The sequence below is a fragment of the Streptomyces globosus genome, assembly GCF_003325375.1.
Taxonomy (GTDB): Bacteria; Actinomycetota; Actinomycetes; order Streptomycetales; family Streptomycetaceae; genus Streptomyces; species Streptomyces globosus_A.
The window spans coordinates 5,934,756-5,948,776 of sequence record NZ_CP030862.1 but is presented as its reverse complement, the minus strand read 5'-3'; the positions used below and the strand labels follow the sequence as shown (position 1 = coordinate 5,948,776).

Genomic DNA, 14,021 nt, shown 5'->3' with positions numbered 1-14,021 from the left:
GCCGGCGCTCCCTCGCCCGCGCCAGGGCCATACCGCTCCGGGACGGCGGCCACCCGGCCGCCCGGGGCGCACGCCGGGCGCTCGTCCTGGCCACGGCCGCGGGGGTCGTACTCGGCGGCGGCACGGCCTCGACCGCGCTGGCAGCCCCCAGCCCGGCCGCCGACACCCCGACGGGCACGGCGGCCCCGAGCCGCGAGGCCCGCGCGGCGGCCGGTGCGGACGCCGAGGACATCCGCTCGGGGGCCGCGGCGGATGCCCGTACCGGGGACACGGCGGACACCCGGCCCGGAACCGCCGAGGCCGTCCGGCCCGGAACCGCCGAGGCCGCCCGCACCCGGCCCGCCGCGGACCCGCGGCCTGCGGACGCCGTGCAGCCCCGGCAGCCTGCCGACGGCAGGGACGCCCGCCGTCCCGACGGCAAGGACGCCCGCCGCCCCGACACGGCGCCCGGCCGCCCCGGTGACGTCCCAGCCGCCCGCCCCGGTCGGGACGCCCGCGACGACCCCGGTGCACGCCCCGGTCGGGACACCCGCGACGACCCGGGCGCACGCCCGGACCGGGACGTCCGCGACGACCCGGCGAGTACCCCGCAGGGCGACCGCTCCCCGCTGCACGGCCGCCCCGGGCCGGCGAAGCCGGGCGGCGCGCCGGGTGCGCCCTCCTCGATCCGGAGGATCGACCGGGCCACGATCATCAACCGGGCGAAGCTGTGGCTGGACGCCAAGGTCCCGTACAGCATGTCCTCGTACTGGACGGACGGATACCGGCAGGACTGCTCCGGCTACGTCTCCATGGCCTGGAACCTCGGCTCGAACGAGTGGACCGGCAGCCTCGACAAGTTCGCGACCCGGATCACCAAGGACGAGCTGCTGCCGGGCGACATGCTGCTCTTCCACAACCCGGCCGACCCCACCAACGGCTCGCACGTCGTCCTCTTCGGCGGCTGGGTCGACGAGACGCGCACGCACTACACGGCGTACGAGCAGACCCGCCCGGCCACGCGGAGGGCGGCGACCCCGTACGGGTACTGGAACAACGCCGCCAAGTACGTCCCGTACCGGTTCACCGGGGTGACGGGCGGGCTCACCCCACCGGCCCCGGAGCCGGCCGCCCCCGACCCGGGTACGGACCCGAAGCCGGCGGCGCCGTCGAAGGAGTACCCCGGCGCGGCGATGTTCGGGCCGGGCGCGGACAACCCGCACGTCGCCGAACTCGGGCGGATGCTCATCGAGCGCGGCGGCCGCCGCTTCTACCCCAAGGGCCCGAGCACGAAGTGGAGCGACGCCGACCGGCTGGCGACACAGGCGTTCCAGAGCGCGCAGGGCTGGACGGGCGCCGATGCCGACGGCATCCCCGGCCCGCACACCTGGCAGCTGCTGGTCGAGGGCGGGGGCAAGGACATCCGCCCGACCATCGACCCGGCGCCGGGCCCGGCCGGGTCGCAGGCCGGCAGGCCGGGAGCCCCGGCCCGCCCCGCCGCCCCGGCGGCCCCGCCCGCCCCCGGCGCTCCCGGCGCTCCGGCGCGGCCGGGCAGCGGTGCCGCCCGCCCCGGCACAGCCGCGATCCCGGCCTACCCGGGGGCGTCGGTGTTCCGCCCCGGATCCACCCACCCGTCCATCGCCGCCCTCGGCCGCCGGCTGGTGGAGAAGGGCTTCGGCAAGCACTACACCACCGGTCCCGGCCCCCGCTGGAGCGAGGCCGACCGCCGCAGCGTCGAGGCGTTCCAGCGCGCCCAGGGCTGGCGCGGCGCCGCGGCCAACGGATACCCGGGCCCGGAGACCTGGCGGCGGTTGTTCGCATGACGGAGGCAACGATGTACCCGACGCTCACCACCTCCACCACCGGCACCTTCCGCGTGCCGCCCGTCTCCACCGGGGGCCCGCGGCCCCCGTCGGCCCCCGTCGTCCACGGCACGGGCACGATGCGCCTGGCCCCCCGGCCCGCCCGCCGCGGCCTGGCGGCCCTGCTCCCGACGGACCCGCCGCCCCCGGCTTCGGCCGGCGCCGCGGCGACGGCCCTGACCGCCGTGCCGGCCCCGGACCGCGGGGCCCGGGCCTCCGGAGCACCAGGGGTCCAGGCCCCGGCCGCGGCGGTGTCCGCCCCGACCGCCGACCCGCCGACCCCGGACACCGCGGCAGCAGGACCGCTTCCGGCCGGTCCCCCGCCAGAGGCCCCGCCCGGCCCGGAACTCCCGTCCGCCCGGCCTCCGGCAGCGGCCCCGGCCCGCGCACAGGCCCCCGGACGGGGCGACGGGCCGATCCCCGCCGCGGCTCCGCCCGGAGCGCACCTCCGCCCGCAGCCACCCGCCACCCGCCCGGAAGCCGTGCCGGCGCCTGCGCTCGGCACCCGTCCGCCCGGCCCCCGCCCGACGGACCCGCCGGCCCGGCCGGCCCCCGTGCCGGCGGCGCCCCCCACTGCTCTGTACGCCGAGCCGGGCACGCCCGCGCCCGCGTCGTCCGGCCTCCGCCCGGCCGGGGCCGGCCCGTCCGACCCGTCCGCCCGGCCCACGGCCCGCCCGGAGGCCGTGCCGGCAGGGGCGGCCTCCCTGTATGCGGGCCCAAGTGCGGGACCTGCGCGGTCCGGCCACCGCCCGGCGGAGGCCCCGGCCCGACCGGCCCCGGCCCGCCCGGAGGCCTTGCCGGCAGCGGGAGTCTCCCCGTACGCGGACCCGGCCGGGCCCTCTTCGCCGGCGGGCCGGCACGCGCCGAGCCCGACCGCCGGTTCGGCGGTCGCCGCGGCCGCGGCTGTGGCGCAGGCCCGGCTGTACATCGGCCCCGCCGCCCGGGTCGCCGTCGCGTCGGCACCGGTGCGCTCCCGGTGGGTCGCCGGGGTGCCGGCTGCCATGGTCCTGACGGCTCGGGAGATCCTCCTGCCGAACGGCCGGACCGCCGGCAACACCGCCCTGGGGGACGTCCCCGCCGCCCGCACCGAGCCCGGCCACGCGTCGGCCGCGGCCGCGGACGGCAGCGGAACGGCCTCCGGCGGCGAGAAGGGAGGGGCGCCCGACGCACCGGCCACCGCGACCCTGGACATCCCGCACCCTGCAACCGCCCCCGACCCGCAGGCGGCACCGCCCGCCGCCGCGACCGAGGCCGCGGACAAGGACGCTCCCTCCGGACCGCACGGCGCATCGCGGGACGGTACGCCCGGCCTCGCGGCGGAGCCCGGCACCTCGGGCGGGAGGCCCGGCGCGCACGAGGCGGACCCGACCGACGAGCCGGACCCGTACACGGCGGAGGGCGCCGACGGTGTGGCCGGCATCGCGGACAGGCCGGTCGGCGTGCCAGGCCCGTCGGCCGGCGGCGGCGAGGCAGCCACCGGTGGGGCGGAAGCGGAAGGAGACGGCGTGGCCGCGGTCCGGGGCTCCGTCGTCGAGATCGTCTCGCGGGCCGTGGCCCGCGGCATCGAGGACGGCGGCGAACCGGCGCAGGGCAGCGCCTCCGCCGCGGCCCGCGGGGTGGACGTCACCGCGGTGCCGGTGCACCTGCCGTTCCCCGCCGAGCCGCGCACCCTCACCGCCGGCACCCCGGCCGCCGCGCCGGGCCGGCCCGCCCGGCGCGCCGTGCCGCGGCCGGCTCCGGGGCGGCGGGTGCCGCAAGGCGACGACCGGCTGCGGGAGCACCGGGGGCCCGTCCTGCCCGGCTGGGTCGGCGTCGCGGTGGGCGGGCTCGCCCTCAGCGGGTGCCTGGCCGTGCTGTGGCGGGCCGGAGCGGTGCCGGACGCGTTCGGGGCCGCGTTCGGAGCGGCGCCCCGCGCCTACCAGGGGCTGCGCGCCACCCACTGGCCGCCGCTCGCCTTCCTCGGCATCGTCGCGCTGCTCTCCCTCGGCGGCCTCGGCCGCGGCAAGGTCGGGCACGCCTGGGTGCTCACCCTGTTCGGCCGCTACCGCGGCACGGTCCGCCGGACCGGCCTCACCTGGGTGAGCCCCCTCCTCCTGCGCCGCCGGATCGACGTCCGCCTGCGCCACTGGCGCAGCGACCCGATGCCCGCCGTCGACTGCGGCGGCCTCGCCCTCCAGGTGGTCGTGCAGGTCGTCTGGCAGGTCAAGGACACGGCGCGGGCCGCGCTCGCCGTCGAGGACCACACCGAGTACCTCGCCGAGCAGGTCGAGGCGGCGATGGCGCGGGTGCTGTCGCAGCTCCCGGCCGACGCCTTCCACGAGGACGCCCCGACCCTCCGCGACACGGAGGCGGTCGGCGAGGCGCTGACCAGGATGCTCGCCGCCGAGACCGAGGCGGTCGGCATCGAGGTGTACTCGGCGCAGCCGACGCGCATCGAGTACGCCCCCGAGGTCGCCGAGGCGATGCGCCGCCGCCGGGTGGCGGCGATCGACGCGAAGCACCGGGACACGGTCCTGACCTCGGTCGTGGACGCCGTCGACGACACCGTCCACCGGCTGACCTCGCGGGGCCTGGTCGAGCTGGACGACTACGAGCGGAAGGCCCTGGTGAAGGACCTCACCGTCGCCTTCTACACCGGCCGCCCCGAGTAGCCGGCCCCCGCTGCCACCCGGTCTGAAGGCCCCGGCCCCGGCCCCGCCCCGCAGGCGGCGCCGGGGCCGTCGCCGTACCTCCGGGTGTCCTGTTTTCGGACAGCCCCTGCCGCCCCCGCATCCGCGTCCCGGCCCGTACGGCTCCTCGTACGACTCCCCGTGCGCGGAGGTCGGACCGGGCGCGGGCGGGGTGCGGTGGTCCGGACCATCCGTTCGCGCAATGGTCTGGACATGGCCAAGTGGCGTCAATAATCTGGGACTTGGTCTAGACCTGAAAACTCCGCCCGTGCGGCCGCGGACCCACCCGCGGCCGCTCCCCGCGCGTGCGCACGCTCTCTCCCCGGACCTCCCCCCCCCCACGTTCAAGGAGCACCGCCTCATGCGTCTCTTCCGCATGCCCTCACGCCTGCCCGCGCGCCCCTCCGGCCGGGCCGGCTCCGCCGCCGCGCTCGGCCTCGCCGGCGTGGTCGGGCTCGCCCTCGCCTCCGCGCCCTCCGCCAGCAGCCACGGCTACACCGACAGCCCGATCAGCCGCCAGAAGCTCTGCGCCAACCGGACCGTCTCGGACTGCGGCCCCATCCAGTGGGAGCCGCAGAGCGTCGAGGGCTTCAAGGGCTTCCCCGCGGCCGGCCCGGCCGACGGCACGATATGCGCCGGCGGCCACCCCGAGTTCGCGCAGCTCGACGACCCGCGCGGCGGTGCCTGGCCCGCCACCCAGGTCACCTCCGGGCAGGGCTACGCCTTCCGGTGGCAGTTCACCGCCAACCACGCCACCACCGACATCAAGTACTACGTCACCAGGAACGGCTGGGACTCCACCAAGCCGCTCACCCGCGCCGCCCTGGAGTCGCAGCCGTTCCTCACCGTCGCCTACAACGGGGCCCGGCCCGCGATGACGACCGTCCACAACGGCGTCATGCCCGCCGGCAAGACCGGCCGGCACCTGATCCTGGCCGTCTGGACCGTCCACGACACCCCGATGGCCTTCTACTCCTGCTCCGACGTCCGGTTCTGAACCGGAACCGCCCGCCTGAGGGGCCGGCCGCGGGGGTGGTTTGGAGCACCCCCGCGGACCAGGTAGTATTTTCTCTGTCAGCAGGCGCCGCTAGCTCAGTTGGTTAGAGCAGCTGACTCTTAATCAGCGGGTCCGGGGTTCGAGTCCCTGGCGGCGCACCTGTCCTTCGGGCGGCTTCCGGTTCCACCGGGAGCCGCCCGAAGTGTTTTCCCGCTCCTGACGCTCCGGACTCTCCTTGCGCCGCGGCCTCTCCCGTGAGCCGCGTCACCAGGGCTACAGGGCGAGCGACAGCAGCAGCGGCGCGGCCTTCCGGTTCAGGGTCTCCGCCGCCGCCCGCAGCCGGTGCGCGTGCTCGACGGGCATCGACAGGGCCAGGCAGCCCACCGACGCGCCCGCGGTGATCGGCACCGCCGCGCAGACCGTGCCGAGCGCGTACTCCTGGAGGTCGAGCACCGGCACCGTGGCCGGCTGGCTGTCGAGCTTCGAGAAGAGGACCCGCTCGCTCACGATCGTCTTCGACGTCAGTCGGGCGATCTTGTGCCGGGACAGGTGGTCGCGCCGCCCGTTCTGGTCGAGCTGCGTCAGCAGGCACTTGCCGACCGCGCTCGCGTGCGCCGCGGAGCGGAAGTCCACCCACTCGTGCACCTTCGGGGTGCGCGGACTGTCCGCGACCTGCGTGATCTTCACCTCGCCGTCCACGTACCGGCTGATGTAGACCGCCGCGCCCACCGAGTCCCGCAGCCGGTCGAGGGTCTCCTGCAGCTTGTCCTGGAGGGCCTGCTGCCGGTCCGTGCCCGAGCCGAGCAGGACCAGCGAGTCGCCTATCGCATACGCCCCGTCCGACACCTCCAGGACGTACCCCTCGCGGCGCAGCATCAGGAGCATCGGAGCGAGATGGACCGCAGGCAGTCCTGTCTCGCGCGCGATCTGCTCGTCGGACACACCGCCGGTGTGGCGGGCGATCGCTTCGAGCACGCGCAGGGCGTACTGCACCGAGTGGAACGGCGCGGTCGGCTCGGGCTTCAGCGCCACGGTCTCCCCCTAGCAGGTCGTTACCGCTTGCCGTACCACGATAGCCAGCAAGAGGCGCATCGGGAGCGCCTGTTGGGGAGATTGGTGGCCGGATAACGCCCTCCCGCCAGGGCCTACGCCGTTGGCATATGCCAAGGTCATGAGTCGGGCCCCACGGCAGTACAACCGCCCCGGGAATGCCCGCTCCCGCTCTCCGGTTCGACTCCCCGTACGGACGTACGAGGGAGACGGGAGTGGCCATGAGTGACCGCGGGGAAGCCGCACGGGAGGACCGCCCGGTCGGCGGCGCGCAGGGACCGGAACCCGCGGCCGTCCCGGCGCCGCACCCCGTCCGGGGCACCGCGTACGGCACCGCCCCCGTCCCGCTGTCGGTGCTGGACCTCGTCACCGTCGGCAGCGGCAGCACCGCGAGCGCGTCCCTGCGCACCAGTGTCGCCCTCGCCCGGCTCGCCGAAACCCGCGGCTACCAGCGCCACTGGGTCGCCGAGCACCACTCCATGCCGGGTGTCGCCAGCTCCTCGCCCGCGGTGATCCTGGCGCACCTGGCCGCGCACACCACCCGCATCCGCCTCGGCTCGGGCGGCGTCATGCTGCCCAACCACGCCCCCCTCGCCGTCGCCGAGCAGTTCGGCACCCTGGAGGCGCTCGCCCCCGGCCGGATCGACCTCGGCCTCGGCCGCGCCCCCGGCACCGACGGCCGGACCGCCGCCGCCCTGCGCGGCCCCGGCCGGGCCGAGGAGGGCCACGACGACTTCCCCCGCCGCCTCGCGGAGCTCACCCGCTTCCTCGACGACGACTTCCCCGACGGCCACCCCTACGCCCGGGTCCACGCCGTGCCCGGCCCGGTGCAGGGGCCGGCCGGCCGGCCGCCGCTGTGGCTGCTCGGCTCCTCCGGCTTCAGCGCCCGCCTCGCCGGCGAGCTGGGCCTGCCCTTCGCGTACGCCCACCACTTCTCCGCCGCCGGCACGCTGCCCGCCCTCGACCTCTACCGGCAGACGTTCCGCCCCTCGGCAGCCCTGGACGCCCCGTACGCCGTGATCGGCGTGTCGGCGCTCGCCGCCGACACCGCCGCCGCGGCCCGCGCCCAGGTGCTCACGGGCGCGCTGTCGATGCTCCGGCTGCGCGCGGGCCGGCCCGGCCTGATCCCCACCCCGGAGGAGGCGGCGGCGTACGCCTTCTCCCCGCTGGAGCGGGAGTTCACCGAGGGCTGGCTGGCGAACATCGTGCACGGCACCCCGGACGAGGTCCGCGCCGGCCTCGACGCGCTGGCCGCCCGCACCGGCGCGGACGAGCTGATGCTGACCGCGAACGCGCACGGCGGCGCGGCCCGGCTGCGCTCCTACGAGCTCGTCGCGGACGCGTACGGGATGCCGGCGGGGGAGCAGGGGGCCGGTTGACGGCATGCGAACGGGGTTTGGCTGGTTTGTTGCCGAAACCTTGCGGCAGCCTTTCCTAAGGCACCCTTAAACCGCTCGTCACCCGGGGTGGCGAGCGGTCTTCCGTGCCCCCGCACGCCTCTGACGAGGGAATTTGCCTGGCGAATGGTCTAGTCCTTCTTTGGTCCAAACCATTGACGGCGGATGTCGGTGATCGCTATCACTTCTCCCACCCGGACCTCTTGCCCTCCCTCCCCACTTCCCCGGAGGCAGTACATGCACATCCGTAAACCCCTCATCGCGGCCGCCGCCACGGCCGCGCTGGCGGCCGGGGCCGTGGCCGGCCTCGCGGGGCTCGGCACCGCCCAGGCCGCGGACGCCACCGCGGCAGCCGGCAGCAGCGGCAACATCCGCATCGCGTACTACGACCAGTGGAGCGTGTACGGGAACGCCTTCTACCCGAAGCACCTCGACACCCGCGGCATCGCGAGCAAGCTGGACGTCATCAACTACTCGTTCGGCAACATCCACCCCACCGACCTCACCTGCTTCATGGCCAACAAGGCCGCGGGCGACGACAACAACCCGAACGCGGGCGACGGTGCGGGCGACTCCTACGCCGACTACCAGAAGTCCTTCAGCGCGGCCGACTCCGTCGACGGCGTCGCCGACAAGTGGGACCAGCCGATCGTGGGCGTCTTCAACCAGTTCAAGGAACTGAAGGCCAAGTACCCCCACCTGAAGATCAACATCTCGCTGGGCGGCTGGACCTACTCCAAGTACTTCCACGATGCCGCGAAGACCGACGCGAGCCGCAAGAAGCTGGTCTCCTCCTGCATCGACCAGTACATCAAGGGCAACCTGCCCGTCGAGGGCGGCTTCGGCGGCCCCGGCACCGCGGCCGGCATCTTCGACGGCATCGACATCGACTGGGAGTACCCGGGCTCCTCCGGCGGCCACCTCGGCAACCACTACGGCCCCGAGGACAAGCAGAACTTCACGCTCCTGCTCGCCGAGTTCCGCAAGCAGCTCGACGAGTACGGCGCCGCCGACGGCGGCCGGAAGCTGATGCTGACGGCGGCGCTCCCGGCCGGCCAGGACAAGATCAAGTACATCGAGACCGACAAGATCGGCCAGTACTTGGACTACGCCAACATCATGACGTACGACATGCACGGCGCCTGGGACGGCGACGGGCCCACGTACCACCAGTCGCCGCTGCGGAACTCGCCGGCCGACCCGACCGACCCGATCGCGCCGGGCACCGAGAAGTACAGCATCGAGAACGCCATCGACGCCTGGATCGACGGCGACCCCGCCTACGGCATCGCAGGCGGCTTCCCCGCCGCCAAGCTGACGCTGGGCTACGAGTTCTACTACCGCGGCTGGAAGGGCGTCCCGGCGGGCACCGCAGGCGGCCTCGCCCAGCCCGCGACCGGCGGCTCCAGCCCCCGCCAGTACAGCCAGCAGGCCGGCATCGCCCACTACAAGGAGCTCGGCGGCATCGTCGACAACCCGGCGGCCACCTTCTGGGACGACCAGTCGAAGTCCTCGTACTTCTACAAGGACGGCGAGTTCTTCACCGGCCTGAACCAGAAGTCCATCCAGGCCCGCGTCGACTACGGCAAGAGCCGCGGCCTCGGCGGGGCGATGATGTACTCCCTGCTCGGCCTGGACGCCAACACCACCCTGCTGAACCAGATCTCGGACGCCCTCGGCGGCGCCACCCAGCCCCCGACCACGCCGCCGACCACCCCGCCCACCACGCCTCCGACGACCCCGCCGACGACGCCGCCCGCCACGGGCTGCGGCTCCCTCCCGGCGTACACGGCCGGCACGGTCTACACCGGCGGCACGGAGGTCTCCCACAACGGCCGCAAGTGGAAGGCCCAGTGGTGGACGCAGAACGAGGAGCCCGGCACCACCGGTGAATGGGGTGTCTGGAAGGACCTCGGCGCCTGCTGATCCCCCCACCCCGCGCCGAGCGGCCCGCCGCCCCGCACCCACCAGCCCGGGTGCGGGGCGGCGGTGCGCCGAAGGGCCGCCGGACCGCGGACACCGGCCGGTGCTGCCGGAGCCGTCCGGCGGGCCCGCGAAGGCGCGGCGAGGCCCGGCCTCCTGGCGGGAGGCCGGGCCGACGCGTTCCCCCGTGCCACGGGCCGGCCAGACCGCGCTTCCCCCGAATGCGCGACAGGCCGTCCCGTCGTGCGGCCGGGCTGCGCGCTGCGGCGCCGGCCCGGCTGACGGAACGACTGTCCTCCGCCAACCTGCACCGCGTCCAGGGACGCATGCCGCACTGGGTCAGCGTGGGACGTCCCACGCGCTGACCTGCTGGGATGCCCCTCCGCGGGATGCGCAGGCGGGACGGCGGGGACCCGAACGGTTCCCGCCAACCCGTGGTCCGGACCTGGAAGCCGGGTCGGGGCGGCCCGATGCTGGGGGGGGAACAGGGGGGAACGACCAGTGGCGCGTTGGAAAGAACTGCCCGCCGCACTCGACAGCCGGGAGCGCCGGCTCGTCGCGGAGTTGCGGCGGCTGAAGGACCACAGTGGTCTGAGCCTGGCCGCGCTGGCGGCCAAGACCGCCTACAGCCGCTCCTCGTGGGAGCGGTACCTCAACGGCAAGCAGCCCGTGCCGCGGGAGGCGGTCGAGCAGCTGGCACGGGTGTGCGGGACGGAGCCGACCCGGCTGACGGTGCTGCACGACGTGGCGGTGAGGGCGCGGCAGCCCGCGGCGGGCGCGGCCGCCCCGAAGGCCCCGGAGGAGCAGGAGGCCGCCCCGGCGCAGGAGGCCGCGCCCGCATCTCCGGACGCCGCACCCCCGCAGGGCGACGGCGACGGCGGGCAGCCGGGGGACCGGCGCGGGCGGACGGTGTCCGCGGGGTGGTTCCTGGCCGGGATCGCCGCCACCGCGGCAGTGGCCTTCACGGCGGGCCTGCTGGCCGGCGGAGCCTGGACGGGCGGAGGGGAGGCGGCGGGGGCCGTGCAGACGGCCGACGCGGCGGCGGGCGGCAAGTCCGGCTACCGGCGCGGCGTGGCGTACCCGTGCGAGGTGAAGCGGGAGGGCGCGGAGCTGCGGGCCGGGCACGGCACGAGCCGCACCATCCTGCTGGACACCAACAGCACCGGCTTCGACGTCGTCGAGGTCCAGTGCCTGCTGCGCGAGCACGGCTTCGACCCGGGCAGCACCGAGGGGCTGTACGACCAGGCGACGAAGGACGCGGCGACGCGGTTCCAGAAGGCGCGCGGGCTCGTCGCGGACGGCATCGTCGGCCCCAAGACCTGGGGGGAGCTGCGGAAGTGATCACGGACACGGAGTGCGGGCAGCTCGCCGCCGAGCTGCGGCGGCTGCGCGAGCGGACGGGGCTGAGCCTCGCGGCGCTGGCCCGGCGCACCCCGTACAGCAAGTCGTCGTGGGAGCGGTACCTCAACGGCAAGCAGCCGCCGCCCCGCAAGGCAGTGGAGGCGCTGTGCGCCGTCGCGCACGAGCCGCCCGCCCGGCTGCTGGCGCTGTGGGAGCTCGCCGACAGCGCCTGGAGCGGCCGGTCCCGGCCCGCGGGGCCCGCTCCCGCCGCGCCGGGCGACACCGCCCCCGCCGAAGCCGCGCCTGCCCCGGCGGCCGGGCCGTCTGCCCCGCCCGCCCGGCGGTGGCGTCCGGCGGCCGCCGCGGCCGGGGCGGTGTGCGCGGCGGCCCTCGCGGCGGGCGCGGCCCTGCTCGCCCTGCGCGGCCCGGAACCGGAGCGGGCCTCCGCAGGACCGGAGGAGAAGCCGATCCGGAACCCGGGCTGCGCGGCGCAGTCCTGCGTGGGCCAGGACCCGACGCGGATGGGCTGCGGGGGCGCGGGGATGGTCGACACCGTCCACGCCGCCGACGCGGCGGGCGGGCGGCACCTGGAGCTGCGGCACGGCGGGATGTGCCAGGCGGTGTGGGTGCGGGCGTCCGGCCTGGCGGCGGGCGACCGCGTCGAGCTGTCCCTGCCGGACTTCGCGCAGCCGCAGGTGCTGGTCATGGCGGAGCGGGACGTGGGGAACTACGTGTCCACACCGATGGCCCCGGCGGCCGAGGGCCCGGCCGGGGCCCGCATGTGCGTCCTGCCGGCCGGCGCCCCCGAGGACGCCCGCGTCTGCTTCCCCTGACCGGGCGGGCCGGGGAACCGGGCCCGCCCTGCGCCCCCGCACCCCCGCGTCAGTTGCGGTCGCGGCCCGCGCCCGGGCGGGTACCGATCATCTCCGCGATCCGCTCGGGCGCGACGGCCCGCGAGTACAGCCACCCCTGCCCGGTGTCGCAGCCGACGCGCCGCAGCCGGGCCGCCTGCCCGGCGGTCTCCACGCACTCCGCGGTGACCGTGAGGCCCAGCCGGTGCGCGAGCTGGACGAGGGCCTCGACGATGGTCTCGTCCGCCGGGTTCGGGTGTGTCCCGTCCTCGTAGCGGAAGCCGCGTACGAAGGACCCGTCCAGTTTCAGCACCGACACCGGCAGCCGGCTCAGGTAGGCCAGGTTCGAGTACCCGGTCCCGAAGTCGTCGATGGCGATCCGCACGCCCATGTCGCTGAGCGCCTGGAGCGCCTGCAGCGGCCGCCCGGCCGAGCCCATCACCGCGGACTCGGTGAGCTCCAGCTGGAGCAGCTGTGGCGCCAGCCCGGTCTCGGCGAGGATCCCGGCGACGTCGCCCACCAGGTCCGAGTCCCAGACCTGCCGGACGGCGACGTTCACGGACACGAAGACCGGGCTGTCACTGGGGTGCTCGATCTGCCAGCGCCGCGCCTGCCGGCAGGCGGTCCGCAGCACCCAGCGGCCCAACTGGACGATCGAGCCGTCCTCTTCGGCGATGCCGATGAACCGATTCGGCGTCAGGTTGCCGAACTGCGGGTGGTTCCAGCGCACCAGCGCCTCCACCCCGCGCACCGTGCCGCTCTCCAGGTCCACCAGCGGCTGGTACTCCACCTCGAACTCGCCGCGCTCCACCGCGGGCCGGAGCGTGGAGCTGAGGGCCTGCCGGGTCATGCGGTGGGCGTTGCGCTCGGGGTCGAAGAGGGTCCAGCGGGCCTTGCCGTCGGCCTTCGCCCAGTACAGCGTCGTGTCCGCGGCCTGCATCAGCCCGGTCGCCGAGGTCCCCTCCGCGGCCCGCTCCACGACGCCGATCGACGCCGACACCGACAGCCGCTGCCCCGCCAGGTCGAACGGCTCCTGGATCGCGGCGAGGACGCTGCGGGCCAGGTCCGCGAGCTGCTCGGTGCCGGTCGAGTCCTCCACCAGCAGTGCGAACTCGTCGCCGCCGAGCCGGGCCACCAGGTGCCCGCCGGTCCGCCCGTACCCGGACTGGTCGGCGCACTGCGTGAGCCGGGCCGCGACCGCCGTCAGCAGCCGGTCGCCGACCCGGTGCCCGAGGGTGTCGTTGACGGCCTTGAAGCCGTCCAGGTCCAGGTAGCACAGGCCGATCCGGCCGGTGCCGCCGTGCTCGTACGAGGAGGACTCCAGGGCAGCGGAGAGCCGTTCGAAGAACAGGGCCCGGTTGGGCAGCCGCGTCACCGGGTCGTGCATCTGCAGGTGCCGCAGCCGGGCCTGGAGGTCGCGGCGGTCGCTGATGTCGGCGACGGACAGCAGGACGTCGCGGGTGCCGGGCACCGGGCCGAGGGTGACCTCCGTCCACAGCGAGTGCCCGTCCGGGTGCTTGAGGCGGCGCGTGCAGCGCAGCCGGGCCTGCCGGCCGCGCAGCACCTCCTGGTACGCCTGCCAGGTACGGGCCTCCGCGCCGAGGTCGACGAGGTCGGCGGCGCGCCGGCGGACCAGGGCGTGCGGCTCCGCGCCCAGCAGGGAGGCCAGCGCCGGGTTCGCGGCGACGACCTGCCCGCCGCGGTCGACGACGGCCATCGCGAGGTGCGCGGCGTTGAACGCTGCCCGGTAGTCGCGCTGTTCGGACTCGGCCCGCCCCGGCGCCGAGGACATGACAGGCACTGAAGGGTGACGCTCCGTAATGGCCGATCGGATGCTGTCGGCTGCCGAACCGGTTTCGTCAGAGGTGCCGCTCACCGTGGCTCCCGCAGTGCTCGTGTGTGTCCGCGCAGGAAAGTGTGCCGATCATAGAGGCAGCCGTACGGCCCTATCC

The 14,021-nt window shown here is 75.8% G+C and carries 9 protein-coding genes and 1 tRNA gene; 8 read left to right on the top strand and 2 right to left on the bottom strand.

What is annotated here, in order from left to right; genetic code table 11:
• The first annotated feature begins 368 nt into the window (after window positions 1–368).
• The 4 genes from C0216_RS34725 to C0216_RS26385 all read left to right on the top strand — a co-directional run bounded on the left by C0216_RS34725 (window position 369) and on the right by C0216_RS26385 (window position 5,665).
• Window positions 369–1,802: a peptidoglycan-binding protein gene (locus C0216_RS34725; protein WP_428985500.1), complete on the top strand. Its 1,434-nt coding sequence runs from the start codon at window positions 369–371 to the stop codon at window positions 1,800–1,802.
• Window positions 1,803–2,635: 833 nt separating this feature from the next.
• Window positions 2,636–4,492 carry an SPFH domain-containing protein gene (locus C0216_RS34720; protein WP_246042697.1) on the top strand — a complete coding sequence of 619 codons (1,857 nt, stop codon included), beginning with the start codon at window positions 2,636–2,638 and terminating at the stop codon, window positions 4,490–4,492.
• A gap of 394 nt (window positions 4,493–4,886) precedes the next feature.
• Window positions 4,887–5,507 (top strand): lytic polysaccharide monooxygenase auxiliary activity family 9 protein, encoded by a 621-nt coding sequence (locus tag C0216_RS26390; RefSeq protein ID WP_246042894.1) that lies wholly within the window; start codon window positions 4,887–4,889, stop codon window positions 5,505–5,507.
• An 84-nt stretch (window positions 5,508–5,591) separates the two neighbouring features.
• Window positions 5,592–5,665 (top strand) — tRNA-Lys (locus tag C0216_RS26385).
• Window positions 5,666–5,780: 115 nt separating this feature from the next.
• Here the strand turns inward: C0216_RS26385 and C0216_RS26380 are convergent.
• Window positions 5,781–6,539, bottom strand: coding sequence for an IclR family transcriptional regulator (locus tag C0216_RS26380; RefSeq protein WP_114057680.1), 759 nt, complete (start codon window positions 6,537–6,539; stop codon window positions 5,781–5,783).
• 239 nt (window positions 6,540–6,778) lie between these two features.
• Between C0216_RS26380 and C0216_RS26375 the strand changes: the two genes are divergently transcribed.
• The 4 genes from C0216_RS26375 (at window position 6,779) to C0216_RS34715 (ending at window position 12,051) form a co-directional block, all read left to right on the top strand.
• Window positions 6,779–7,936, top strand: a complete 1,158-nt coding sequence (locus C0216_RS26375; protein ID WP_114058929.1) for an LLM class flavin-dependent oxidoreductase — start codon at window positions 6,779–6,781, stop codon at window positions 7,934–7,936.
• Window positions 7,937–8,191: 255 nt separating this feature from the next.
• Window positions 8,192–9,880, top strand: a complete 1,689-nt coding sequence (locus C0216_RS26370; RefSeq protein WP_114057679.1) for a glycosyl hydrolase family 18 protein — start codon at window positions 8,192–8,194, stop codon at window positions 9,878–9,880.
• 498 nt (window positions 9,881–10,378) lie between these two features.
• Entirely contained in the window at window positions 10,379–11,218 is an 840-nt protein-coding gene (locus tag C0216_RS26365) for a helix-turn-helix domain-containing protein (RefSeq protein WP_114057678.1), read from the top strand.
• A complete protein-coding gene (locus C0216_RS34715) occupies window positions 11,215–12,051 on the top strand; it encodes a helix-turn-helix domain-containing protein (protein WP_246042696.1) in 837 nt (278 codons plus the stop codon). Before C0216_RS26365 ends, C0216_RS34715 begins: the two co-directional genes overlap by 4 nt.
• Before the next feature lie 49 nt (window positions 12,052–12,100).
• Here C0216_RS34715 and C0216_RS26355 read toward each other — a convergent pair whose 3' ends face one another.
• Complete coding sequence (locus C0216_RS26355; RefSeq protein WP_114057676.1) at window positions 12,101–13,945, bottom strand: putative bifunctional diguanylate cyclase/phosphodiesterase; 1,845 nt, start codon at window positions 13,943–13,945, stop codon at window positions 12,101–12,103.
• Window positions 13,946–14,021 lie beyond the last annotated feature (76 nt).